At 65.7% G+C, this 21,041-nt stretch carries 25 protein-coding genes; 13 read left to right on the top strand and 12 right to left on the bottom strand.

Going from position 1 to position 21,041, the window contains the following annotated elements; all coding sequences use genetic code 11:
- Nucleotides 1-114 precede the first annotated feature (114 nt).
- Nucleotides 115-789, top strand: a complete 675-nt coding sequence (locus OK015_RS16140) for a cutinase family protein (protein ID WP_268132795.1) — start codon at nucleotides 115-117, stop codon at nucleotides 787-789.
- On the opposite strand, the gene OK015_RS16135 is transcribed toward OK015_RS16140, so the two are convergent.
- From OK015_RS16135 to OK015_RS16125, 3 genes are all read right to left on the bottom strand, one after another.
- Nucleotides 790-1,584, bottom strand: a complete 795-nt coding sequence (locus OK015_RS16135) for a glycerophosphodiester phosphodiesterase family protein (RefSeq protein WP_268124369.1) — start codon at nucleotides 1,582-1,584, stop codon at nucleotides 790-792.
- A 146-nt stretch (nucleotides 1,585-1,730) separates the two neighbouring features.
- Nucleotides 1,731-1,931 (bottom strand): hypothetical protein, encoded by a 201-nt coding sequence (locus OK015_RS16130; protein ID WP_268124367.1) that lies wholly within the window; start codon nucleotides 1,929-1,931, stop codon nucleotides 1,731-1,733.
- An 8-nt stretch (nucleotides 1,932-1,939) separates the two neighbouring features.
- On the bottom strand, nucleotides 1,940-2,416 hold the full coding sequence (locus OK015_RS16125) for a hypothetical protein (protein ID WP_268124365.1): 477 nt from the start codon (nucleotides 2,414-2,416) through the stop codon (nucleotides 1,940-1,942).
- Between the two features lie 747 nt (nucleotides 2,417-3,163).
- Here OK015_RS16125 and OK015_RS16120 point away from each other — a divergent pair.
- Nucleotides 3,164-3,991, top strand: coding sequence for a glycoside hydrolase family 16 protein (locus OK015_RS16120; protein WP_268124363.1), 828 nt, complete (start codon nucleotides 3,164-3,166; stop codon nucleotides 3,989-3,991).
- Between the two features lie 195 nt (nucleotides 3,992-4,186).
- Here the strand turns inward: OK015_RS16120 and OK015_RS16115 are convergent, their stop codons facing one another.
- Nucleotides 4,187-5,026: a class I SAM-dependent methyltransferase gene (locus OK015_RS16115; protein ID WP_268124361.1), complete on the bottom strand. Its 840-nt coding sequence runs from the start codon at nucleotides 5,024-5,026 to the stop codon at nucleotides 4,187-4,189.
- A gap of 44 nt (nucleotides 5,027-5,070) precedes the next feature.
- Between OK015_RS16115 and OK015_RS16110 the strand changes: the two genes are divergently transcribed.
- Nucleotides 5,071-6,084 (top strand): NADP-dependent oxidoreductase, encoded by a 1,014-nt coding sequence (locus OK015_RS16110; RefSeq protein ID WP_268124359.1) that lies wholly within the window; start codon nucleotides 5,071-5,073, stop codon nucleotides 6,082-6,084.
- 3 nt (nucleotides 6,085-6,087) lie between these two features.
- Here the strand turns inward: OK015_RS16110 and OK015_RS16105 are convergent, their stop codons facing one another.
- The gene (locus tag OK015_RS16105; protein ID WP_268124357.1) at nucleotides 6,088-6,222 is read right to left on the bottom strand and encodes a hypothetical protein; all 135 of its coding nucleotides are present in this window, start codon (nucleotides 6,220-6,222) and stop codon (nucleotides 6,088-6,090) included.
- Nucleotides 6,223-6,386: 164 nt separating this feature from the next.
- On the opposite strand from OK015_RS16105, the gene OK015_RS16100 reads away from it, so the two are divergent.
- Entirely contained in the window at nucleotides 6,387-7,853 is a 1,467-nt protein-coding gene (locus tag OK015_RS16100) for an amino acid permease (protein ID WP_268124355.1), read from the top strand.
- A gap of 121 nt (nucleotides 7,854-7,974) precedes the next feature.
- Here the strand turns inward: OK015_RS16100 and OK015_RS16095 are convergent, their stop codons facing one another.
- Together OK015_RS16095 and OK015_RS16090 are read right to left on the bottom strand one after the other, a co-directional pair.
- The gene (locus OK015_RS16095; RefSeq protein WP_268124353.1) at nucleotides 7,975-9,429 is read right to left on the bottom strand and encodes an aldehyde dehydrogenase family protein; all 1,455 of its coding nucleotides are present in this window, start codon (nucleotides 9,427-9,429) and stop codon (nucleotides 7,975-7,977) included.
- Between the two features lie 134 nt (nucleotides 9,430-9,563).
- Nucleotides 9,564-10,034, bottom strand: coding sequence for a hypothetical protein (locus OK015_RS16090; RefSeq protein WP_268124351.1), 471 nt, complete (start codon nucleotides 10,032-10,034; stop codon nucleotides 9,564-9,566).
- A gap of 87 nt (nucleotides 10,035-10,121) precedes the next feature.
- Between OK015_RS16090 and OK015_RS16085 the strand changes: the two genes are divergently transcribed.
- A complete protein-coding gene (locus OK015_RS16085; protein ID WP_268124349.1) occupies nucleotides 10,122-11,405 on the top strand; it encodes a hydroxyacid-oxoacid transhydrogenase in 1,284 nt (427 codons plus the stop codon).
- Nucleotides 11,406-11,407: 2 nt separating this feature from the next.
- On the opposite strand, the gene OK015_RS16080 is transcribed toward OK015_RS16085, so the two are convergent.
- On the bottom strand, nucleotides 11,408-12,310 hold the full coding sequence (locus OK015_RS16080) for an NAD-dependent epimerase/dehydratase family protein (RefSeq protein WP_268124347.1): 903 nt from the start codon (nucleotides 12,308-12,310) through the stop codon (nucleotides 11,408-11,410).
- 37 nt (nucleotides 12,311-12,347) lie between these two features.
- Here OK015_RS16080 and OK015_RS16075 point away from each other — a divergent pair, with 37 nt between their 5' ends.
- Both OK015_RS16075 and OK015_RS16070 read left to right on the top strand, forming a co-directional pair.
- Nucleotides 12,348-13,247, top strand: a complete 900-nt coding sequence (locus OK015_RS16075) for an alpha/beta fold hydrolase (RefSeq protein WP_268124345.1) — start codon at nucleotides 12,348-12,350, stop codon at nucleotides 13,245-13,247.
- Nucleotides 13,248-13,362: 115 nt separating this feature from the next.
- Complete coding sequence (locus OK015_RS16070; protein ID WP_268124343.1) at nucleotides 13,363-14,085, top strand: PE domain-containing protein; 723 nt, start codon at nucleotides 13,363-13,365, stop codon at nucleotides 14,083-14,085.
- A 14-nt stretch (nucleotides 14,086-14,099) separates the two neighbouring features.
- On the opposite strand, the gene OK015_RS16065 is transcribed toward OK015_RS16070, so the two are convergent.
- On the bottom strand, nucleotides 14,100-15,284 hold the full coding sequence (locus OK015_RS16065) for an acyl-CoA dehydrogenase family protein (RefSeq protein WP_268124341.1): 1,185 nt from the start codon (nucleotides 15,282-15,284) through the stop codon (nucleotides 14,100-14,102).
- Nucleotides 15,285-15,389: 105 nt separating this feature from the next.
- Between OK015_RS16065 and OK015_RS16060 the strand changes: the two genes are divergently transcribed.
- The 3 genes from OK015_RS16060 to OK015_RS16050 all read left to right on the top strand — a co-directional run bounded on the left by OK015_RS16060 (nucleotide 15,390) and on the right by OK015_RS16050 (nucleotide 17,186).
- Complete coding sequence (locus tag OK015_RS16060; RefSeq protein WP_268124339.1) at nucleotides 15,390-15,818, top strand: hypothetical protein; 429 nt, start codon at nucleotides 15,390-15,392, stop codon at nucleotides 15,816-15,818.
- A gap of 40 nt (nucleotides 15,819-15,858) precedes the next feature.
- Nucleotides 15,859-16,239, top strand: a complete 381-nt coding sequence (locus OK015_RS16055; RefSeq protein WP_268124337.1) for an NYN domain-containing protein — start codon at nucleotides 15,859-15,861, stop codon at nucleotides 16,237-16,239.
- A gap of 77 nt (nucleotides 16,240-16,316) precedes the next feature.
- A complete protein-coding gene (locus OK015_RS16050) occupies nucleotides 16,317-17,186 on the top strand; it encodes an NAD(P)H-dependent flavin oxidoreductase (RefSeq protein ID WP_268132793.1) in 870 nt (289 codons plus the stop codon).
- On the opposite strand, the gene OK015_RS16045 is transcribed toward OK015_RS16050, so the two are convergent.
- Complete coding sequence (locus OK015_RS16045; protein WP_268124335.1) at nucleotides 17,183-17,494, bottom strand: DUF4333 domain-containing protein; 312 nt, start codon at nucleotides 17,492-17,494, stop codon at nucleotides 17,183-17,185. The genes OK015_RS16050 and OK015_RS16045 overlap by 4 nt on opposite strands.
- A 168-nt stretch (nucleotides 17,495-17,662) precedes the next feature.
- On the opposite strand from OK015_RS16045, the gene OK015_RS16040 reads away from it, so the two are divergent.
- Nucleotides 17,663-18,163 (top strand): hypothetical protein, encoded by a 501-nt coding sequence (locus tag OK015_RS16040; RefSeq protein WP_268124333.1) that lies wholly within the window; start codon nucleotides 17,663-17,665, stop codon nucleotides 18,161-18,163.
- Between the two features lie 27 nt (nucleotides 18,164-18,190).
- On the opposite strand, the gene tpx is transcribed toward OK015_RS16040, so the two are convergent.
- Nucleotides 18,191-18,685 carry a thiol peroxidase gene (tpx, locus tag OK015_RS16035; RefSeq protein WP_268124331.1) on the bottom strand — a complete coding sequence of 165 codons (495 nt, stop codon included), beginning with the start codon at nucleotides 18,683-18,685 and terminating at the stop codon, nucleotides 18,191-18,193.
- Between the two features lie 109 nt (nucleotides 18,686-18,794).
- Here tpx and OK015_RS16030 point away from each other — a divergent pair, with 109 nt between their 5' ends.
- Nucleotides 18,795-19,745: a GlxA family transcriptional regulator gene (locus OK015_RS16030; protein ID WP_268124329.1), complete on the top strand. Its 951-nt coding sequence runs from the start codon at nucleotides 18,795-18,797 to the stop codon at nucleotides 19,743-19,745.
- A 33-nt stretch (nucleotides 19,746-19,778) separates the two neighbouring features.
- On the top strand, nucleotides 19,779-20,534 hold the full coding sequence (locus tag OK015_RS16025; RefSeq protein ID WP_268124327.1) for a DJ-1/PfpI family protein: 756 nt from the start codon (nucleotides 19,779-19,781) through the stop codon (nucleotides 20,532-20,534).
- Here the strand turns inward: OK015_RS16025 and OK015_RS16020 are convergent.
- Nucleotides 20,531-21,010, bottom strand: coding sequence for a nuclear transport factor 2 family protein (locus tag OK015_RS16020; protein ID WP_268124325.1), 480 nt, complete (start codon nucleotides 21,008-21,010; stop codon nucleotides 20,531-20,533). The two genes, OK015_RS16025 and OK015_RS16020, sit on opposite strands and share 4 nt — an antisense overlap.
- Between the last annotated feature and the right edge of the window lie 31 nt (nucleotides 21,011-21,041).

Raw genomic sequence — 21,041 nt, 5'->3', positions numbered from 1 at the left:
TAGCGCTCGGCGCGCTACCGCCGACGACGTGGTCGAGGTCTGCGGTGCCGGAGTTAACCCTGCCCAGCGGCAAAGGCGGGTTCGTTTTACGATCGTGCTGTGCGCGTTGTATTCATGTGTAAATCGGTGGGTGTGTGCCTGACGGCGGTTTTGATCGCAGCCGCGCTGATGTTGGCTCCCGCTGCGCTGCCGTATGGATCGCCGGGGGCGTTGCCATCGGCGGCGGCCAGCTGTCCCCAGGTTCAGGTGATCTTCGCCCGCGGTCGATATGAATCGCCGGGACCAGGCGCACTCGGCAACGCGTTCGAAAACGCGCTCGCATCCAGAGTCAACAAGAGCATCAGTAACTACGCAGTGAAGTACCCCGCCGATACCGAGGTCGACATCGGCGCCAACGACATGAGCCACCACATCCAGGACACGGCCAGCAATTGCCCGGACACCCGAATCGTGCTCGGCGGCTACTCACTCGGCGCGGCGGTTACTGACGTGGTGCTTGCGGCGCCCATCGGCGCGTTCGGTTTCGACAGCCCGCTGCCGCCGGGCATGGATCAGCACATCGCCGCCGTCGCGTTGTTTGGCAACGGGAGCGCCTGGGCCGGTCCGATCACGAACTTCAGCCCGGTCTACAACGACCGGACCATCGAGTTGTGCCATGGCGCTGATCCGATCTGCAACCCAGCCGACCCGAACACGTGGAAGGAGAACTGGCCACAGCACCTCGCCAGCGCGTACATCGACGCGGGCATGGCCAATCAGGCCGCCGACTACGTTGCGGGCAAGCTGTAGCTACAGTGGCGACCACTCGTTGCGGGCGATCAGCACATCACGAAGTAGGTCGGCGCGATCGGTGATGATGCCGTCGACGCCGATGTCGAGAAGCGCCCGCATCGCTGCCGGGTCGTCGACCGTCCAGGCGTGCACCTGACGACCGGAGGCGTGAGCGGCCCGCACCAGGGCCGGCGTGATCACCGGCAGACGACCCAACCGCGGCGGCAGTTGTAGGCAGTCACTGTCATGCAACATTCGCCACGCATACGCCCGGCTGGCCGGCGTCTTCGCCGCCGCGAGCGCCAGGAACGCGACCGTCCCGGCCGAACTGGCGACCCTTTCCGACAGCAGGCGCAACGCACGGCGGCGACGCCGGTCGGAGAACGAGGTGACCAGCACCCGGTCGTGCGCGTTCAACCGCTCAATGACATCAACGGTCGGTTCGATGGCCGACTCAGCCTTGATATCGACATTGATCCGCATCGCCGGCAGCGCGACCAGGAGCTCCTCCAACGTCGGGATGGACTCCCCCGCACCGATATCCGCGGTGCGGATATCGCGCCAAGAAAGCCGGTCGATCGCGCCCGGCAGCTCCGACTGGGGCGGGAGCCGACGATCGTGCAGGATGACGGCCACCCCGTCGCGGGTGGCCCGCACATCTGTCTCGATGTAGCGGAATCCGAGTCTGGCCGCCTCGTGAAACGCGCCCATGCTATTCATGGGAAGCCTGAACGACGTGAACCCCCTGTGCGCCATGGCAATTCGTCCGTTGCCCCGAAGAAACTCAAGGTTGGCCGCGCCGCCACCATTCATGGGGTCAACGCTACGGGGCACGGGTTTGCCGTAGTCACTCGCCCAGGGCGCACTGCGCGGCGATGTCCAGAGAGGAATTGACGGGTGTCGATAGCCTTCTTGAGGCACTATCCGGCCGGACGTATGCGATCGCCTCGGGGCGGACCTCAGGCTTCGTAGGTGACTTGGTACCAGTGCCGGACCGGCTTATGACTCTTGTCGGCTTGACCCGTGTCCGTCGCGCTCACCACGTTGACGTCGGTCGCGTCCGGGTTGTGGGCTTCGATGTAGCGCTCCAGCTCATGAACAAGCGCGCTGTGGGGCTGATCTGGGTTGGCGAGGGCTTTCGCTCGGTGTGTTTGCGGCACACCGAGAATTATGCCGACGCACTCTTCGATGTACAGCATTGCCTAATGCCTTGTCCCGCAACCTGGTTGGTTGCCCGTCGCTGCGCCCGCCAAGCGACGCAGCCAAGGGCCAGCCCGGCTCCGATCTCGCCGGCGGCCGTGAGCCACGAAAACCATGTGACGTTGACGCGCGGTCCATAGCTGAAGCTGTCTTGATAGCCGGGTACAAAAGTGGGCAGCACATGCGCGTAGGTGAAAAGAACGGCACTGCCGAAACCCACGACGGACGCGGCCTGTGCGGCCCATGGGTGTTGTCGCAGCACCAGCACCAAGGCAACAACCACGAAAACGCCCTGGATCATCCCGCCGACCATGATTGACGGCGGAGATGCCGTCATCCCCCGCCGAAAGTGATCGATCCCGTGCAGTCCGAACGCCGCGGCGAAGGCGATCATCGCCACAGTCAGGGATCGCTGCGCTGGCGGCGGATTCGAGTTGTTGGACATCTGCCTCTCCCAACCTCGTCTACTACGCATCGTAGTAAGATAGGGCGCGGATGTAAACGGCTCTGGCTCGAATGAAATGCGACCGTGTCGGGAAAAGGTGTGGAGTTACGGGTGGAGGTTGGACCGCTCAGCAAACCTCATTCGACGGAGGGCACGGCCTGCTTGGGTCGGCCAATTAGGCGTGGCCGGCAAGGGTCCGATTTCCGCGACAGTAGCGGTTATCGGATGGTGATAGCGCTGCGGCGCGGCCCGATGCGCTGCGAATCGAGCCCGAAAAGTGCTTACGCCGGTGTGTCGGTGCTGGAGTAGACCTTGAAGTGACGGCTACCTGCGCCGACCGCACGACCTAGCTCGCCAGCGCCGCGCTGGCCTCGGGATGACGGGTGACGGTGCATCGATTCCGTACGTTCGCGTTCACGCCGCTGGGCTGCAATCCAAGCCGGATGTGACTGAAGGAAAATCACCGTGGACTCCGGTGCATTCGCCATGATTGTCAACTCCTCTCAGAGCAACCGACTAAACCGCAATGCTAAGGATGTGTTATCTGTTCGTGTCCAGGATGCCCAGGCAATCCTGAGACCAAACCAAGCATGATCATGAGAATTGACCGTGAATTCATCCCAAATCCCGAGCTAGTACCGTGCCGCCGTCGGATTCGGACCGACAGCGATCCAAATGCTAACGACGGCCTCCGACACAATTTCCGTTTCGACCCCGTACGACCCGGACTGCTATCGTCGCTTGCTTATGCCAGACATGGACCGTCGCCGGATGCTGCTGACGACAGGGATCGGCGTGCTGGCGGCCGCGCTCCCCCTCCCTGAGGCCCGGGCTTACCCAGGGCGGATGCCACCGCCCAGCGCGCCCAGCGGCCAAGCCGGCAGCTACATCTTTTCCGACGAGTTCGACGGCCCGGCCGGTTCGGCCCCCGACCCGTCGAAGTGGACCGTGGCCAGGGCGCGGGAGGTCATCAAAGACCCGACGTACTGGGAGCTGCCGGAGCACATCGGGCAGTATCGCGACGACCGCCGCAATGTGTTCGTCGACGGCAATTCCAACCTCGTTCTCCGTGCCGCGAAAGACGGCCCCACCTACTTCAGCGGCAAAGTGCAAAGCAATTGGCGCGGCGGCGTCGGGCACACCTGGGAAACTCGGGTCAAGCTGAACTGCCTGACACCCGGTGCCTGGCCGGCCTATTGGCTCGGCAACGACGATCAGGGCGAGATCGACGTGATGGAGTGGTACGGCAACGGTAGCTGGCCGTCCGCGACCACCGTCCACGCCAAAGCGAACGGTGGCGAGTGGAAGACCCACAACATCGCGGTCGACAGCGCTTGGCACACCTGGCGATGCCAGTGGGACGAGGCCGGGATCAGGTTCTGGAAGGACTACGCCGACGGCGCCGCTCCCTACTTCGACGTGCCGGCGAGCTCCCTGCCGGATTGGCCGTTCAACGGCCCCGGTTACACGGTGTATCCGGTGTTCAACCTCGCGGTGGCCGGTTCGGGCGGTGGCGATCCCGGGTCGGGCAGCTATCCCGCCGACATGCTGGTGGACTGGATACGGGTCTGGTAGCAGGCCGAGTCAGCCTGGTATGCGACCCCCGCGAGCCACGCGTTCGTTACCGCGTGCACTTCGGTGGCGGAAAGTGGGCGTCCGGCGCACCCAGTCGACCGGCTTTGACGCTGCACACGGGTCCGAGCTAACAATCCGCCGCGTCGGGGGCATTGTGAATCGCCGCGTGAATGGCCGCTCGGGCAAAGTGCCGGCTCAGTGCGTGAGGAGGGCGACCGCACTCGTGGGCCTGTTGCCCGGACGACGCGGATCCGGTTGGGGCAGCCAGGCGAGTGGGCGCATCCAGATCGGTAGGCGGCGTAACCGGTGGGCGGCCGCGAGCACCGGCTCCACTGCTACCGTCCGCCAGCCGAGGTCTTCGAAGAAGGCCAGCCCGTTCTCGGGTGCGAATTTGAACGGCGCGTTTTGCGCAATCCCGGCGACGTTCTTGTTGATCTGCTTCTTCAGTCCGGGAAAGGCGAAGTCGAGCATCCACCACGCGACCTCGGGTCGCTTGATCGCGTCCGAAAGCGAGGCTATGTCGGTGGCCTCGAGGTACATCGACAGGCCCTCGGTGAGCACGAAGGCCTTCGTCGCGCCCTGCAGTGCGTCGTTGAAGAAGGCGTCTCGGGCGGGCGGGTCGGCGAGGTCGACCGCAGTGCGGGTCAGGCCGCATCGCGGGGTCTCGTCGGCAAGCACTCGTGTCTTTTCCGCGAGCAACTGTGGCAGGTCGGCTTCGATCCAGGTGAGCTCGGCCGGGAGGTCCAAGCGATAGGGCCGGGTATCCAGGCCGGCGGCCAGATTCAGGACGCGGTCGCAGCCGTTGGCGAGGGCGTCGGTGATGGCATCGTCGATGAGCTTGGTGCGCGCGACCAGCCACCAACCGCTGCGATTGGTCCACGGAACTCCTGCGACGATCGCGCGGCCCTGGTCACCGGCGAGACGTTCGGCGAGCGGGTCGGTGAACAGCGCATCGGGGCGCGCCGACTCGGTTGCCCGATGCAAGGCGGTCCACCGGGCCGTATCGGAAACGTGGGTAATGGTGTGTTCGGCCATACGCTGCGTTATAGCACCCGCCTTCGCTGGCGTAGCGTGCGCTCATGCCCGATCGAAATCGCCGCTTCCTTCTGCGTGATCGCCCTACCGGCCGCATCGGCCCCGACACTTTCGAGCTCAGCGAGGAGGCGGTCCCTCAGATCACGGACGGCGAGGCGCTGGTGCGCGTCGAATGGATCTCGCTCGATCCGACCAACCGGACCTGGATCAACGACACGCCGACCTACCTGCCCCCGGTCGGTATCGGCGAGGTTATGCGGGCGGGCGGCCTCGGGCGGGTGGTGGAATCGAAGAATCCCAACTATTCGGTCGGTCAGATCGTGCAGGGTCTCGTCGGTTGGCAGGAGTACGTCATTGCCTCCGACACGATGCCGCTGTTTCCGGTCGATGTCGCCGACGGAATCTCCCCGAGCGCCTATATGGGCGTGCTCGGGACGACCGGGCTGACCGCGTGGGTCGGAATCCGCGACATCGGCAAGCCGCAGCCGGGCGAGACCGTCGTGGTGTCGGCGGCGGCGGGCGCGGTGGGTTCCATCGCCGGCCAGCTTGCCAAGGCCGACGGCGCACGCGTTGTCGGGATCGCCGGCGGCCCGGAGAAATGCCGGCTACTCACCGAGCAGCTGGGCTTCGACGCGGCCGTCGACTACCGCGCCGATGACTGGTTCGCCCAGCTCGCGGCGGCGACGCCCAACGGCATCGACGTCGACTTCGAGAACGTCGGCGGTGTCATCATGGACGCGGTCTTCGCGCGGCTCAACATTCGCGCGCGCGTCGCGCTGTGCGGCCTGATCTCCGGCTACAACTCGGCCGACCCGCCGCCGGGGCCCCGCGCGTTCGGCAACCTGCTGATCCAGCGTGCGACCGTGGCGGGCTTCATCGTGCTCGACCACTTGGGCCGCGCACCCGAGGCGGTACGCGAGATCTCCGGCCTGATCGCCGCGGGCAAGCTCACACCGCTCGAGACCGTTGTCGAGGGTTTCGAACAGTTGCCGACCGCGATCAACATGCTGTTCGATGGCAAAAACGTCGGCAAGCTCATGGTCAAGACGTCGAGCTAAGGCTCAAAGCGTCACGACGACAAGGACTTTCGAAAGTCCCTGCAGGGCAGTCGACAGCGTGAGTGAAATGTGCCGTGCGATGCCGTCGTGAAAGTCTTCGTAGCGGGCCACGATCGTTGCGACATCCCGCTTGCCCACCCTGGATTCCTTTGCTCGCTCGAGCCAGCCGATGGAGGCGGCCGTACGTGAATTGACAATAGGCATGGTCAGCCATGGGCCGTGAGGATAGGAATTATCGTGTTTGGCTACAGCAGGAGTTAGCTGTGTAGGTCAACATCTCGGAAGCCGCGAGGACGTGACACATGAGCGAGGATGTCGGCGATCCCAATCCTGCCGTCGCGCAGCTCCACCGGGGCCTGGCGAACCGCCACATTCAGTTGATTGCGCTCGGAGGCGCGATCGGGACCGGTCTCTTCATGGGCGCCGGCCGAACGATCTCCCGCAGCGGCCCCTCGGTGGTGCTGGTGTACGGGATCATCGGGTTCTTCTTGTTTTTCGTACTGCGCGCGATGGGCGAACTGCTGTTGTCGAACCTGAACTACAAGTCGTTCGTCGACTTCGCGGCCGACCTGTTGGGACCCGCGGCAGGCTTTTTCGTCGGGTGGTCGTATTGGTTCGCGTGGATCGTCACCGGCATCGCGGAACTCGTCGCGATCTCGGGCTACGTGCAGTTCTGGTGGCCTGGCCTACCGGCATGGGTGCCGGCACTGGGTGCGTGTGGTCTGATCCTGCTGTTCAACGTGTTCAGCGTCCGTAACTTCGGCGAGATCGAATTCTGGTTCGCCCTGGTCAAAGTCGTTGCGATCATCGGCTTGATTGTCGTCGGCGCCATCCTGGTGGCCACCGATTTCGTTTCGCCGCAAGGCAATCCGGCGACAATCGAAAACCTTTGGGACAACGGCGGATTCTTCGCTACGGGTTTCATGGGCATGGTCGGTGGATTCCAGATCGCGTTCTTCGCATTCGTGGGTGTGGAACTCGTCGGCACCGCGGCGGCCGAGACCGCGAACCCCCGCCGCACTCTTCCTCGTGCGATCAATGCCGTGCCGCTGCGGGTGTCGATCTTCTACGTCGGCGCGCTTCTGGTGATCCTCTCGGTCGTCCCGTGGCGGCGGTTCGGCGGCAACGAGTCCCCGTTCGTCACGATGTTCACCCTCGCGGGACTCGCCGGTGCGGCATCGATCGTCAACTTCGTCGTGACCACCGCGGCCGCCTCGGCGGCCAATTCCGGGATGTACTCCACCGGCCGGATGCTTTACGGTCTGGCCGACGAGGGCAGCGCTCCGGCAATTTTCCGCCGGCTGAACCGGGGTGGCGTGCCGGCGCCCGCACTGTTTGTCACGGCCGCACTCCTGCTGACTGCGATCCCCTTGCTGCACATCGGCGGTTCGGTGATCGAGGCTTTCACGCTGGTGACCACCGTTGCGTCGCTGTTGTTCATGTACGTCTGGGCGATGATCATCGTCAGCTACCTCGTCTATCGCCGCCGGCACGCACAGCGCCACGCGAACTCGACCTTCAAGATGCCCGGCGGCCGGGTGATGTGCTGGGTCGTCTTTGCCTTCTTTGCATTCGTCGCGTGGACGCTGGGTACGGAAAAAGATACCGCGATTGCGATGGCGTGGTTCCCCGTGTGGTTCGTCCTCCTGGGTGCCGGCTGGCTGATCGTGCGACGTCGCCCTGGTCGTACCGAGCGGTATCGCCAGTTCCGGGCCGAGATGAACAACCCGGTCGACGACAGCGCAGCAGCAACAGCGCCGGCACCTTGACCCGCGGGGCTCGAACGCGTGGCGTGCATCGGGTTCCTGAGTCGGTGCAACAAAGCCTCTTGAGGCGCAGCGGCAGATAGCTCCGAACCGGTTCGGAGCTATCTTGTTGCGGCAGCGGGGTTTACAGTTGGATCCAGGCTGATTTCGTCTTCATGTACATGTCGATGCCCTCTTTGCCGAACTCATGTCCCCACCCGGATTGCTTGTGGCCGCCGAACGGCACGTCGTGGTCAAAGACCAACTGGCAGTTGACCTGAACGCTGCCGGCATGCAGGCGCTTGAGCATCCGGTGGGCCCGGCCGACATTCTGCGTCCACGCCGTGGCGGCCAGGCCGTAGGTGGTGTCGTTGGCCAAGGCCAACGCTTCGTCCTCGTCGTCGAACGGCAGAATCGTGACGACGGGTCCGAAGATCTCCTGCTGGTAGAGGCGCATGCCGGTGTCGACGTTGGTGAGCACCGTCGGGTGCACGAAATAGCCCTTGCGATCCAGTCGGTGGCCGCCGGTGACAACCTCGACGCCGTCTTTCTTGCCCTCTTCGATGAAACCCATAACGCGGGTCAGTTGCTTCTGGCTGATCAGCGGGCCGCTGACGCAGCCCTCCTCGCTGGGAGCGCCCAGCTTGAACGTATTCGCCATCATCGAGATGCCTTCCACCACCCGGTCGTACACACCGCGCTGGGCGAAGATCCGGGATCCGCAGACGCAGCCTTGGCCGGAATGCACAAAGATGCCCAGCGACGCCATCAGGATGGCCTTGTCCATGTCGGCGTCGTCGAAGATCAGCACCGGCGACTTCCCGCCGAGTTCGAGCGTGACCTTCTTCAGGTTGTCGGCCGAAGCCCGCACGATCTCCTTGCCGACCTCGGTGGAACCGGTGAAGGCGACCTTCTGGACGTCGGGATGCGCGGTGATCGCCGCGCCCGCGGTATGGCCATAGCCCGTCAGCAAATTGACGACACCCTCGGGCACCCCCGCCTCGTGGACGAGCCGGTCGAGCAGCAGCGCCGAAAGTGGGGTCTCCTCAGCGGGTTTGACGAGCATGCTGCAGCCCGCGGCCAGCGCCGGCGCAAGCTTGGCGCTGGCGTTGAAGATCGGGCCGTTCCACGGGAAGATCAGGCCGACAACGCCGTAGGGCTCTTTCAACGTGTAGGCGTGCATGTCGACGTAGGCGTCGGTCGCGATGCCGTCCGTTTTCACGTCGTAGGCGACGCCGTTGATCTTCGAACACCAACCGGCGTAGTAGCGGAAGAACTCCGAAACGGTGGACATCTGCAGCGTTGCCTGCATCAGCGGCATGCCGGTGTTGAGCGAGTCGAGTTGGGCGAACTCGTCGGCGTGCTCGTCGATCAAGTCCGCGATGCGCCAGATGATCTTGGCCCGTTCGCGGCCTGGCAACTGGGACCAAACGCCTGCTTCGAACGAAGCCTTCGCCCGCGCCGTGGCCTCGTCGACCGCCTCGGGACCGCAGTCGGTGAATTCGGCGATGGTCTCTTCGGTCGCGGGATTGATGATCGGGATGACCTCGCCCGATCCGGGGCGCTTACTGATCTCGTCCAATACCGTCTGCAGCGTCATCTGTTCCCTTCCCGATCAACACTGATCGAGCCCGGCGCTCCCGTGCCCGTAGATGCTGAGCATCTGCTTAGCATTGTGGGCGTAGCGCGGTCAAGATTGCGTCGTGCCGGGTGTGTGTCGCGGTGGCTCGATGTCTAGCGCTTGGCCGCGCTGATCGCCTCGCGCACTGCCGAAACGCAGTCGGCCGCGTCGGGTTCGGGTCCGAGCCCGACGTAGTAGCTGCCGGATTGCTCGCCGGGCAAGCCGGTGATCGTGAATCCGGCCGGATCGCCGTAGCCGGCTTCCGCGGTGATGGACGCCTGCGCCAACGGCACGGATATCACCGCGGTCCCGCGCTTTGCGCCGTCGGAGGCCACGAGTAGTTGCGTGGGATGCAGCACCAACGCGGTCCAGTGCTCGTCGTCGGGATCGACCGGATTTGCCCGGCGGCGTAACAACTTGCCGAATATCGAACTGGCCGGCGGGTTTTCGCTATGCGTGAGCCACACCTGGACATCGTTGAGGTCGATCTGGTGAGACGCGGCATGTTCGGCCAATTTGCCGCAGATCCGGCGCGGCAGCTCGACGATGCGCGACGAGCGGGTGTGACGCACGTAGAGCGGCATGGGTGCATCTTGCCCGCGGACCAACCCGACCGCCATTGCTGCGTGCGAGTGTTTTATAGAGGGATGGCGTGCTGCGATTTCCCAGCTGTGGCTGATGGCTGCGACGGAGCCTTCACCGTCGACTCCTCTCGAATCACCTTCGGGCGCGGGTGTCTCGCGGAGTTGGGCGAGCGCGCCGGCGCGCTAGGCCTGCGGCGGGTGGCCTTGTTCTCCGATGCCAGCGTCGCCGGCCTGCCCATCTTCGCCACGGCACGCGACTCGCTGGTCGCGGCCGGGCTGGACGTCGTCAGCTATACCGAGGTTCACGTCGAACCGACGGACGCGTCTTTCGCCGAAGCGACGCGCTTCGCCCAGGAGGTGAAGCCCGACGGCTACGTTTCGCTGGGTGGTGGTTCGGTCATCGACACCTGCAAGGCCGCCAATCTGTACGCCACCTATCCGGCAGACTTCCTGGCCTACGTCAATGCGCCGATCGGCGACGGCAAACCGGTACCCGGACCGCTCAAGCCGCACATCGCCTGCCCCAGCACTGCCGGTACCGGCAGCGAGGTAACCGGTATCGCGATTTTCGACCTGCTGTCACTGACGGTGAAGACCGGGATCGCGTCGCCCGCATTGCGGCCCACCGAAGCGCTCGTCGACCCGGATTGCACCGCCAGCCTGCCCGGCGGAGTCGTGGCCGCGGCGGGCCTGGACGTGCTGTCGCACGCCCTGGAGTCCTACACCGCGCGGCCCTACGTTCACCGGCCCGCTCCCCCGCGGCCCAGCCTGCGGCCGATGAGTCAGGGCGCCAATCCGTGGAGCGACCTGGGCTGCAGTGAGGCGCTGCGGGTGCTGGGCCGCAACTTGGAGCGGGCGGTGCGGGACGCCGCCGACAGCGAGGCGCGCGAGCAGATGATGTGGGCCGCGACGCTTGCGGGTATTGCGTTCGGCAACGCGGGCGTTCACGCGCCGCACGGCATGGCTTACGCGGTGGCGGGACTGGTGCGTGATTTCCGACCCTCGGGTTACCCGCCCGACGAGCCGATCGTGCCGCACGGCATGTCGGTCATTGTCAACGCGCCCGCGGTATTTCGTTTCACGGCCCAGGCCAGCCCGCAGCGGCACACCGAGGCGGCCCGACTGCTCGGCGCCGACACCCGAGGCGCCGGTCCAGATGATGCGGGCGAAGTGCTCGCCACGGAGATCATCCGCATCATGCGTGCGGTGGGCATGCCCAACGGGTTGAGCGGGGTGGGCTACACCGACGACGACATCGAAGCTCTCACCGAAGGCGCCTTCCCTCAGCAGCGCCTGTTACAGAACGCTCCGCGAGAGATGAGTAAGCCGGTTCTGGCCGACTTGTTCGGCCGCGCGATGCGCTATTGGTAGCGCTACGCGCTGACCAGCTCGGGGTGGAACTTGGTCGCCATCCGGCGCATACCGTCGCGCCAGTCGACTGTCGCGGTACCGACCAGCTCTCGCATCCGGCTCGCGTCGGTGGGATTGCCACGCAGCGCCTGCGGGCTCTCCTCGAACACCGGCTCCTTGCCGACCAGCGATCCGAGGTAGGTACACCACTCCTGCAGGCTGACCGTCTGCTCGCCGCACCAGTTAAGGGTGGTGGCCGGGACCGACGCCACCTCGAACAGTTTGGGGATGGTGGCGATGATGTCGTCCTCGTGGATCGGGGTGTAGCGGGCCGGGCCGCCGGCCGGAACGGGAATCGGGATGCCGCCCAGCATCATCTCCATGTGGTAGAACGGCCAGCCGCCGTTGTCGCCGTAGGGAACGTTGAGGCGGGCGATGGTAGTGGGTACGCCCAGGGCGCGCGCCATCGTGCGGGCGACGACCTCGCCGGCGATTTTGGAGATGGAGTAGGTGGGGAACAACGGTTTGTGGTTGTCGCCCAACGCGGCGTCCTCGGTTCGGACTTCGTCGCCCGGCGGGTCGTAAACCGCCCCAGATGAGCAGTGCACGAACGCTTTTGCGGTACGGCAATGCGCCATCAGGAGTCCGACGGATTCGGCGTTGGCTGCCAGATCCTTGTCCCAGTGGCCACTCTTGGCGACCGCAAGATTGAGGACGTAGTCGAAGTCGTTTGGCAGATCGGCGAAGTCGCCCGCGGCGAGGTTAACCGTCTGGCACCGCACACCCGCATTCTCGAGGTCCTCTCGAACCGTGGAATTGGTGAACCGGGCGATGCCCCACACTTCGTTGTCGGCTGCCAGCGCCTTGGCGACGGGGGTGGCAACTTGTCCGGTCGGACCGGTGATCAGGATCTTTGAGCCGCGCATGCGCTGATGGTAGCGACGCGCGGGATACCGTCGGCCGGTGGGAGCCGACGAGGTCGTGCAGCGGCGTTCGCCGGTCTCGCCACGCCCCGGCGACAGGCGTAACGTCGCGCGCGTCATGGCTGATTCGGTGCAGTTCGTCGACGCGAACGGACTCAGATTCGCCTACCTCGAGGAGGGCTCGGGGCCCCTCGTGCTGATGCTGCACGGCTTCCCCGACACCGCGCATTCCTGGGACCAACTGCGGGGGCGAATCGCCGCGAAGGGCTATCGCGCGGTGAGCCCGTACATGCGGGGGTATGACCCCAGCGGAATCCCAGATCGCGATCCGGATCAGGAGACCTTGGCGCGCGATCCGCTGGCGTTGATCGAGGCGCTCGGGGCGCGCGACGCCATCGCGATCGGCCACGATTGGGGAGCGTTGGCCGCGTACGGCGCAGCCGCGCTCGGCCCGGACCGCGTGAAAAAGCTTATCGTGATTGGGATTCCACACCCGGGAACCCTCCGACCAACGCTGCGGAAGGCTTGGGGGGTACGCCATTTCGTCGCGTACAAGCTGCCGGGGGCGGCGAAGCGCTTCGCGCGCAACGACTTCGCGGCGCTGCCCGCCATCTGCCGGCGGTGGTCCCCGGCGTGGGAGCCCGATCCGAGTGAATTCGACGCCGTGCGCACATGCTTTGCGAATCCGGCAAGCCTGAATGCCGCGTTCGGCTACTACCGCAAACTCTCCCCCATACCGAGCGCGTCCCTGAAGGCGCGAATCAAGGTGCCCACGATCGCCTTTGCCGGACTCGATGATCCAGTCGCCGAGCCCTCGGACTACCGGGGCGCCGCGCGGATGTTCGAGGACGACTACATCGTCGAAGAAGTTTGCGGCGGACATTTCATGCACCGAGAACATCCCGAAGAATTCACCGATCGGTTGTTGACCCACCTCTGAGGGGATTCCGATCGCTGGGCGGCCGAGATTTGTGCCTCCGGCACCCGGGGGCCTCGGTAGAATCAATGCATTCCGCCACGGTGTCCGCGCACATAAACCAAGGAGCAGGACGCACATGACATCCATGTCGCACGATCCGGCCGTTGCCGTCATCGGTGGGCGATTGACGGAAATGGGCCTCACCGCCATCGCCACCGGCGCCGCCGCCGCGCCGACGATGACCGCGCTGGTGCCCGCGGGCGCCGAGGAGATCTCGATGCAGGCCGCCATGGCGTTTGCCGCCGAAGCCGGCAAGACGCTGGCCGCCCATGCCGCGGCACACCAAGAGATTTCGCGCACGGGCGCGGCGCTGGTGAACATCACCCGGATGTACGCGCAGACCGACGCGGCCGCCGCGGGCACCCTGGAAACCAACGCGGCGCGCAGTGGCGCCGTCGAATTCGGCTACGCCGCCGCCCCCGTGTCCCGCCGGTTGGCGAACCCCGGCGCGGCTGCCGGGCTGTTGCGCGCGGAAGCGGTGCCCGGTGCGGCCGGGACGCCGGCCCGCACACCGGCGTTGGCCAACTTGGTCGAAGGGGCCATCGCGCCCACCCCGGCGGCCGGCGCGGCGGCCACACCCTCGGCGATGAGCGCGGCTTCAACGCTGCTCAGCGCGGGCAGCGCGCCGTTGAGCACCCTGAGTTCGCTCGGCTCGTCGCTGGGCTCGGTCGGTCAGGGCGGCATGGGCGGAGCCGCTGCGGGGGGAGCCGGGCCGGCCCTGGCGTCCTCGCTCACCGACGACGACGGCACCCACGACTCCAAAGAGTCCGACGCCAAGCCGGGTGAGCAGGTGCTCTGACCGGGCTTACCGGTTTACAGCCCCGGCTGATCGTCGATGATGCCCAGCCAGATCTGCGCCACGTCGATGGCGACTTTCTCGCTGATGAAGGCGTGTTGGGTGCCGGTATAGATATCGCGGAAGGCGCGCTCGAGCCGGGTGCCTTCGCGGATCGAGCTTGTCCCCGCGACCAGGTGGGCCCATTCGGCGCAGCTGCGGGCCGTATCGGTGGCGTAGACGGCGGCTACCCGCATGTCCGCGCGCAGGGCCGGCGTGAGGTCGTCACCCGCGGCCACCGCGGCCTCGGCCGTGGTGAAGGCGTCGAGCACCAGAAGACGCGCGGCGCGCCAGGCCGCGCGATGGTGTGCCAGCCCCTTCTGGAAGGTGGGGCGGCTGGCCAGTGACGCCATGTCGCTCATCCGGAATTTGGTGGCGGCCAGTTCTTGAACGTCGTCGAGCATGCTCTTGGCGACGCCCAGTGCCCACGATGCGTGGCCGGCCGCGGTGACGGGCATCAGTCCCATCCGGGTGGCCGGCGATGTTCCGCGATGAGGTTGACGGGCGAACAATTCGAACGTGCGGCTCTGCGGGACGAACACATCGGAGACGCTGTAGTCGTAGGAGCCGGTTCCCTTGAGGCCCTGAACGTGCCATCCGTCGTTGAAGCTGACCTGGTCGCGCGGCAGCACAGCCACGTGCATCTCGGGCAGGCCTTCGCTGACCCAGCGCATCTCCCCGTTGTCCACCGGCAGGAATCCGGCGGCAACATATTCGGAGTGGCCGATGCCGGAACCGAAGCTCCACGCTCCGTTCAGCAGATAGCCGCCCTCGACAGCCGTACCCTGTCCGTTGGGAAAGAACTGTCCACCCATGGTCACGTGGTTATCGTGAGCGGTGAACACCTCGGTGAAACCCTCGTCGGGCAGGTAGGCTGCCGCGGCGAACGACGATGGTAGGTTAGCGATGCCGACCCAGCCGAATGATCCATCCTGCCAAGCCATTTCGATCCAGGTTTCGATCATCTCGGTAAAGGACGGCTCGATACCACCGGCCTCGGCGGGGTTGAACGACGACATCAGTCCGCTGGCCCACATCTCGTCGACGATCGGCGCCGAAAGCGTACGGATCCGCTCGGACTCCGCGGCTTGCTCTTGCACGAGGTCCCGCATGCCACGAGCCAGCGAGACCACGCGGTCGCTCGTGTCGGCTAACGACGTCATCGGCGCTCCTCATCGAATTCGGGATACTGATACCGGTGACCGTACCAATTACTCAAAGTGTCTAGCCATCAAAATCGCGGGTTACTAAAGTCAAGGGGACACTTGATGCTCGACACCATTGCCACTGTCGTCGTCGTAGTGCTGGGCATTCACATCATCGTCAAGTTCGCGTTTTTCGCGCTGCCTTACCGCCGGCGCCGCCCGCTGCTCGACCAGCAATACGGTGACAAACCGTCGGCCACCACCACGTCCGACCTCGCGACGATGGCGTTCACCGTACTGGTGGAAATACAACTGAATCAGCGTCGCACCAATCCACAGTCCACCCAGGAAGCTGACCGCCTCGATACCGCGCCACAACAACACCGCGGCGACCAGTTCCACCGTCCGGTCTCGGCAGCGCGCGCCGCTGCGCCGCCGAGCTCGCCGCTCAAAGAGATGTCGTATGCGATTCAAGATGGGCCCTGGCGCCCCTGGCCTCAGTTGCTGGCACTGACCGGACTAGTCGTGTTCCGCTTTGTGCTGATGTGGTGAAAATTATTGCGGCGCAGCGCGTCGGCCCTACTGTGGGCTGGTGCGGTGGATCGTCGACGGAATGAACGTCATCGGCAGTCGGCCGGACGGTTGGTGGAAGGACCGCGAGCGTGCCATGGTCGCTTTGGTAGACAAGTTGGACAGCTGGGCCTGCACGCAAGGAGACGCGGTGACAGTGGTATTCGAGCGGCCGCCGAAGACGGCGATGACGTCGACGGTGATCGAGGTCGCGCATGCGCCCAAGGCGGCGGCGAACTCGGCCGACGACGAGATCGTCCGGCTGGTTCACGCCGCCGCCCGGGCGGACGAGATCCGAGTCGTGACGTCCGATCGGGCGCTCGCCGATCGGGTACGACGCCTGGGTGCCTCCGTCTTCGGAGCGGAGTGTTTCCGTGAACTCGTCGATCCGCGGGAGCGATGACCGCCGGCCGGGCCGAGCCCGCGATCAATCGGGTTTGCGAAATCGCACAGATCGACATCCCGATCATCCAAGCGCCGATGACCTACATCGCCGGCGCCCAGCTCGCCGCCGCGGTGTCGAACGCGGGCGCGTTGGGCATCATCGAGACGACGTCCGATCAGGGGCGGGCCGACGTGCGACGCGTGCGGGGCCTCACCAGGGGGTCGGTGGGCGCGAACATCGCACTGCTGTTCAACCGGGATCCGACGGTCGTAGACCTGCTCGTCGCCAACGGCATTCGCTTCGTGACCACCTCGGCCGGGAGCCCCTCGCTGTTCACCGATCGGCTCCACGATGCCGGGATCACCGTGTTCCACGTGGTGGGCACCCTGGCCGCGGCCAAGAAGGCCGTCGACGCCGGAGTCGACGGGCTCGTCGTCGAGGGAGTCGAGGGCGGCGGGTTCAAGAACCGGTTCGGGGCCTCGACCATGGTGCTGCTGCCATTGGTGGCCGCTCACGTCGACGTCCCGATTGTGGCGGCGGGAGGAATCTGCGACGCCCGATCAATGGCCGCCGCGTTCGTGCTCGGCGCCGAGGCCGTCCAGATGGGCACCCGGTTGCTGGCCTCGGCGGACTCGCCGGTGCACGGCAACCTCAAACAAGCGGTCGTGGCGGCCGATGAGACCGGCACCGTGCTGCTCCCCCTCGACGGCAACCGGATGATGCGCGTCATCCGGACTGCGGCCGCCGAAAAGCTGGACAGGTCAGCGTCTTTCGAGGAGGGTGGCGCGGCTCTGCAACGCGTGCAGCGTCTCTATTTCCAGGGTGACATGGACGCCAGCGTCGCCAATACCGGCCAGGTCGCCGGCCGGATCGACGACCTCCCGCCGGCTGCCGAGATCATCAAGCAAATGTGGACCGGCTGCCGCGAGGTGCTGGCCGCCACCGCGGATCGGTTCCGGGCCTAGCTCGGGTGGGTGTTGACGGCGAAGTCGACCTGTCCGCCGTCGACCTTGGTGATCTTCATGTTGGCGACGTACTCCTTGTCCTCCGGGCCGGTGAAGTGACAGTCGAACTGCACACCGACCTTGGCCTCGACGCCGGATGGGCAGTGCACATCGTTGGGATGAAAACCGGTCTGCTTGGCGACGACGTCGACGACCGACTGTGCTGCCCCGTCGGGCCTGACGGTCGGCTTGCTACTGCAGCCGGCCGCCAGCACGCTCATCAGGCTGACAGCTACGGCCGCCGCCACGGCGCCGGTCCTCATATTCATGCCGGTTGCTCCTTGGTCTGCGGAGCCCGAGGCTGGCGCGACGGGAATCGACAGGCTAACACGGGCCGGCGCTGACGCTACAGCTCAGAAGCGGCGAAAGTTCGGTGCCGCAAACGAATGCCCGCGTTCCGGGGAACCCGGCGTGGGGTCGGGCTACAGTGACCGCCGATGGTCCTTCGATGTCTCGCACGAGCCGCGTGGCCCGCCGCAGTCGTCACCGCTGTCGTCGCGGCGCCGGTCGCTGGTGCGGACTGGTCCCCACCCGTCCCCCTCAACGGTGCCTACGACACTTTCCTCGATCATTCGAAGGAGACATTCAATGGCCAACCGCGGCCGTCGGAACCGTCGATACAGCCCGCCAACTTCACCACCACTTGCGACGCCTCCGGTTGCGTCGCGCACTGGCTGCTGGTCGACAGGTTGGCGGACAACCCGAATGCGCCTACCTTCTTCGACTACCAGTGGGCCAACGACAGCTGGGTCTCGCACTCGGACTATCCGTTCCACTGCGACGACGGCAGCACGGTAGACACCAAGCGGTCCGACTTCCTGATGCCCAACGGTGACGGAAGTTTCCGCGGGGAAAGGACTTTCACCGTCGGCGCACCCGGATGCCCCGGAGCTGGTCCGGGCGTCTACTGGCTGCCGTTCACGCTGACGCCCACTTGAGCGGCAGCGCGTCCGGTAGGCCGAAGGTCAGCCCAGCGCTGCCAGCGCCGCCTCGTAATCCGGCTCCTCGGCGATCTCGGGAACCAGTTGCGCGTAGGCGACGTTGCCGTCGGCGCCGATCACCACGACGGCCCGGCCCAGCAGCCCGGCCATCGGGCCGTCGGTGATCGTGATGCCGTAGTCCTCGCCGAAGCTGTCGCGGAATGCCGACGCCGTGGTGACGTTTTCGATGCCCTCCGCACCGCAGAAGCGCTTCTGCGCGAACGGCAGATCCTTCGACACGTTCACCACGGTCGCACCACCCCCGGCGGCACGCTCGTTGAATTTCCGCACGCTCGTCGCGCACACCGGGGTGTCCACGGACGGAAAGATGTTCAACAGCACGGACTTACCGCTGAACTGGTCGCTGCTGACCGTGCCCAGGTCGGAGCCGGTCAAATTGAAGGCTGGGGCTTTCGAGCCGACGGCAGGAAGCTCGCCGATGGTGTTGATCGGGTTTCCACGCAAGGTTATCTGTGCCATGGGCACAGTCTGCCAAGGCCGACCGCGCGGGCTGGGGCCAGGTCCGATGTCCTGATTCGTGGGGTACTAGGCCTAGACGACATGCCCTGGTCCGGCGAACACTGAATCCATGGTTCGCAAGGTCGTTATCGTCGGCTTTCCGGGTGTGCAGGCACTCGATGTGGTCGGGCCACACGACGTGTTCACCGGCGCATCGCTGCTGACCAACGGCGGCTACGACGTCGTCATGGCCTCGGTCGACGGACAGCCGATCAGCACCGGGACCGGCCTCGCGTTCGTGGGCACCCCGCTGCCGGATCCGGACGAGCAGATCGACACGGTCGTATTGCCCGGCGGCGGTGGCATCGATGCCGCTCGCCAAGATGCGGACCTGATGGCCTGGATCAAGGCGGTCGCGGGCAACGCCCGCCGCGTCGTCACCGTCTGCACGGGCGCCTTCCTCGCCGCCGAGGCAGGGCTACTGGACGGCCATCGCGCGACCACCCACTGGGCCTTCGCCGAGCGTCTGGCCAACGAGTTTCCCGCCATCGAGGTCGATGCCGATCCGATCTTCGTCCGGACTTCGGACACGGTGTGGACGGCCGCCGGTGTCACCGCGGGCATCGACCTCACGCTGTCCCTCGTCGAGGACGACTACGGAACCGAGACCGCGCAGACGGTCGCCCGCTGGATGGTGTTGTATTTGCGCCGCCCCGGCGGGCAGACGCAATTCGCGGCTCCGGTGTGGATGCCGCGCGCCAAACGCACCTGCATCCGCGAGGTGCAGGAGGCCATCGAGGCGCAACCGGGCGACGCGCACAGCATCGGTGATCTGGCCCGCCGGGCGACGATGAGCCCGCGTCATTTCACCCGGGTGTTCACCGACGAGGTCGGTGAGGCGCCGGGCCACTACGTCGAACGCGTCCGCACCGAAGCCGCGCGCCGGCAGTTGGAAGAGACCGACGACACGGTCGTCGCGATCGCGGCCCGGTGTGGCTTCGGCACCGCGGAAACCATGCGGCGCAACTTCATTCGGCGTATCGGCGTTTCGCCGGACCAGTACCGCAAGGCCTTTGCTTAGTTATTGATGCCTTAGTCAGACAGGACCGCACCGATGATCCAGATCGCATTCGTGGCCTACCCCGGATTCACCGCGCTGGACATGATCGGACCCTACGAGGTGCTGCGTACTTTGCCCGGGGCCGAGGTGCGGTTCGTCTGGCATGAATCCGGGCCGATCACGGCCGACTCCGGGGTGCTGGTCATCGGCGCCACGCATTCGCTGGCCGAAACCCCTTCGCCCGACATCATTCTCGTGCCGGGCGGCCCGTCGACCCCGGTGCACGCACGGGACGAGGTGCTGCTGGACTGGCTGCGCGGGGCGCATCGCACCGCTCGCTGGACGGCGTCGGTGTGCTCGGGCTCGGTGATCCTGGCCGCGGCCGGCCTGCTCGAGGGCCGGCGGGCGACGTCGCATTGGCTGGCGCTACCCCTGCTGAAGGGATTCGGCGTCACTCCGGTCAGCGACGAGCGGGTGGTGCGTGCCGACGACGTCATCACCAGTGCGGGGGTATCCGCCGGACTTGACCTGGCCTTCTGGCTGGCCGGCGAGGTCGGCGGCGAAGGCCGTGCCAAGGCGATCCAGCTCGCAATCGAATACGACCCGCAGCCACCGTTCGACTCCGGTCACATGTCGAAGGCGTCCGCGGCCACCAAAGCCGCTGCCACTGCACTGCTTTCGAAGGACAGCGCCAAGCCGGCCAACCTCAAGGCGACGACGATGATCGCCTGGGAGCAGGCGCTGTCGGCGGTCCGGTCACGTCGACGCAAGCGGCAGCCGGACCTCGCTGCGGTTTCTCCGAAGGCCTAGCTCGGGTTGGGCTGCAGGAACTCGGTTGACGCGAACTGCCCGCCGGCCTGCATCCATGCCGCGACAGCGCCCGGCGCATCGCGGTTCGGGTTGTAGATGTCCTCCTCGCTGGAGAACAGGCCGTTGCCGGCGTAGACCAGGCGGGTCCAGTTCGGGAACCAGAACGGCTCCCCGTTCGGGTCGGTCGGGTGGTCGAGCAGATTCTTGATCATGATGACGACCGCGTCATTGTCGTCGTCGTAGGCAATCCAGTCGCTGGGAAAGCGCATGTGCGGAAACGGGGCCATCACGGCAACGATCCATTCCCGCACCGCCTCGCGGCCGTGAAAGACGCCGTAATGGTGCTCGATGTAGACAACGTCCTCCGTGAATAAATCCGCAAACGGTGCCCAATCGCCGGAGGCACTGCACCCTTCCGCCACAGTTGTGTAGTGCTCGACGGCTCGTTCGATTTCGGCTCTGCTGAAGTTGCCCATAGCGGACACACTAGAACGTGTTCTGGTTTTG

Source organism: Mycobacterium sp. Aquia_216, from assembly GCF_026723865.1.
In the GTDB taxonomy this organism is placed as follows: Bacteria; Actinomycetota; Actinomycetes; order Mycobacteriales; family Mycobacteriaceae; genus Mycobacterium.
This window is presented reverse-complemented; position numbering and strand designations above follow the sequence as displayed.

Excerpts from the sequence above, each read along its gene's own strand:
- OK015_RS16045 (WP_268124335.1), bottom strand. The coding sequence starts at position 17,494 with ATGAATATGAGGACCGGCGCCGTGGCGGCGGCCGTAGCTGTCAGCCTG.
- OK015_RS16040 (WP_268124333.1), top strand. The coding sequence starts at position 17,663 with ATGGTCCTTCGATGTCTCGCACGAGCCGCGTGGCCCGCCGCAGTCGTC.
- OK015_RS16135 (WP_268124369.1), bottom strand. The coding sequence starts at position 1,584 with ATGAATGGTGGCGGCGCGGCCAACCTTGAGTTTCTTCGGGGCAACGGA.
- OK015_RS16110 (WP_268124359.1), top strand. The coding sequence starts at position 5,071 with ATGCCCGATCGAAATCGCCGCTTCCTTCTGCGTGATCGCCCTACCGGC.
- OK015_RS16065 (WP_268124341.1), bottom strand. The coding sequence starts at position 15,284 with ATGACGTCGTTAGCCGACACGAGCGACCGCGTGGTCTCGCTGGCTCGT.
- OK015_RS16050 (WP_268132793.1), top strand. The coding sequence starts at position 16,317 with ATGACCTACATCGCCGGCGCCCAGCTCGCCGCCGCGGTGTCGAACGCG.
- OK015_RS16025 (WP_268124327.1), top strand. The coding sequence starts at position 19,779 with ATGATCCAGATCGCATTCGTGGCCTACCCCGGATTCACCGCGCTGGAC.
- OK015_RS16090 (WP_268124351.1), bottom strand. The coding sequence starts at position 10,034 with ATGCCGCTCTACGTGCGTCACACCCGCTCGTCGCGCATCGTCGAGCTG.
- OK015_RS16100 (WP_268124355.1), top strand. The coding sequence starts at position 6,387 with ATGAGCGAGGATGTCGGCGATCCCAATCCTGCCGTCGCGCAGCTCCAC.
- OK015_RS16095 (WP_268124353.1), bottom strand. The coding sequence starts at position 9,429 with ATGACGCTGCAGACGGTATTGGACGAGATCAGTAAGCGCCCCGGATCG.
- OK015_RS16070 (WP_268124343.1), top strand. The coding sequence starts at position 13,363 with ATGACATCCATGTCGCACGATCCGGCCGTTGCCGTCATCGGTGGGCGA.
- OK015_RS16020 (WP_268124325.1), bottom strand. The coding sequence starts at position 21,010 with ATGGGCAACTTCAGCAGAGCCGAAATCGAACGAGCCGTCGAGCACTAC.
- OK015_RS16140 (WP_268132795.1), top strand. The coding sequence starts at position 115 with ATGTGTAAATCGGTGGGTGTGTGCCTGACGGCGGTTTTGATCGCAGCC.
- OK015_RS16125 (WP_268124365.1), bottom strand. The coding sequence starts at position 2,416 with ATGTCCAACAACTCGAATCCGCCGCCAGCGCAGCGATCCCTGACTGTG.
- OK015_RS16060 (WP_268124339.1), top strand. The coding sequence starts at position 15,390 with ATGCTCGACACCATTGCCACTGTCGTCGTCGTAGTGCTGGGCATTCAC.
- OK015_RS16120 (WP_268124363.1), top strand. The coding sequence starts at position 3,164 with ATGCCAGACATGGACCGTCGCCGGATGCTGCTGACGACAGGGATCGGC.
- OK015_RS16115 (WP_268124361.1), bottom strand. The coding sequence starts at position 5,026 with ATGGCCGAACACACCATTACCCACGTTTCCGATACGGCCCGGTGGACC.
- OK015_RS16030 (WP_268124329.1), top strand. The coding sequence starts at position 18,795 with ATGGTTCGCAAGGTCGTTATCGTCGGCTTTCCGGGTGTGCAGGCACTC.
- OK015_RS16080 (WP_268124347.1), bottom strand. The coding sequence starts at position 12,310 with ATGCGCGGCTCAAAGATCCTGATCACCGGTCCGACCGGACAAGTTGCC.
- tpx (WP_268124331.1), bottom strand. The coding sequence starts at position 18,685 with ATGGCACAGATAACCTTGCGTGGAAACCCGATCAACACCATCGGCGAG.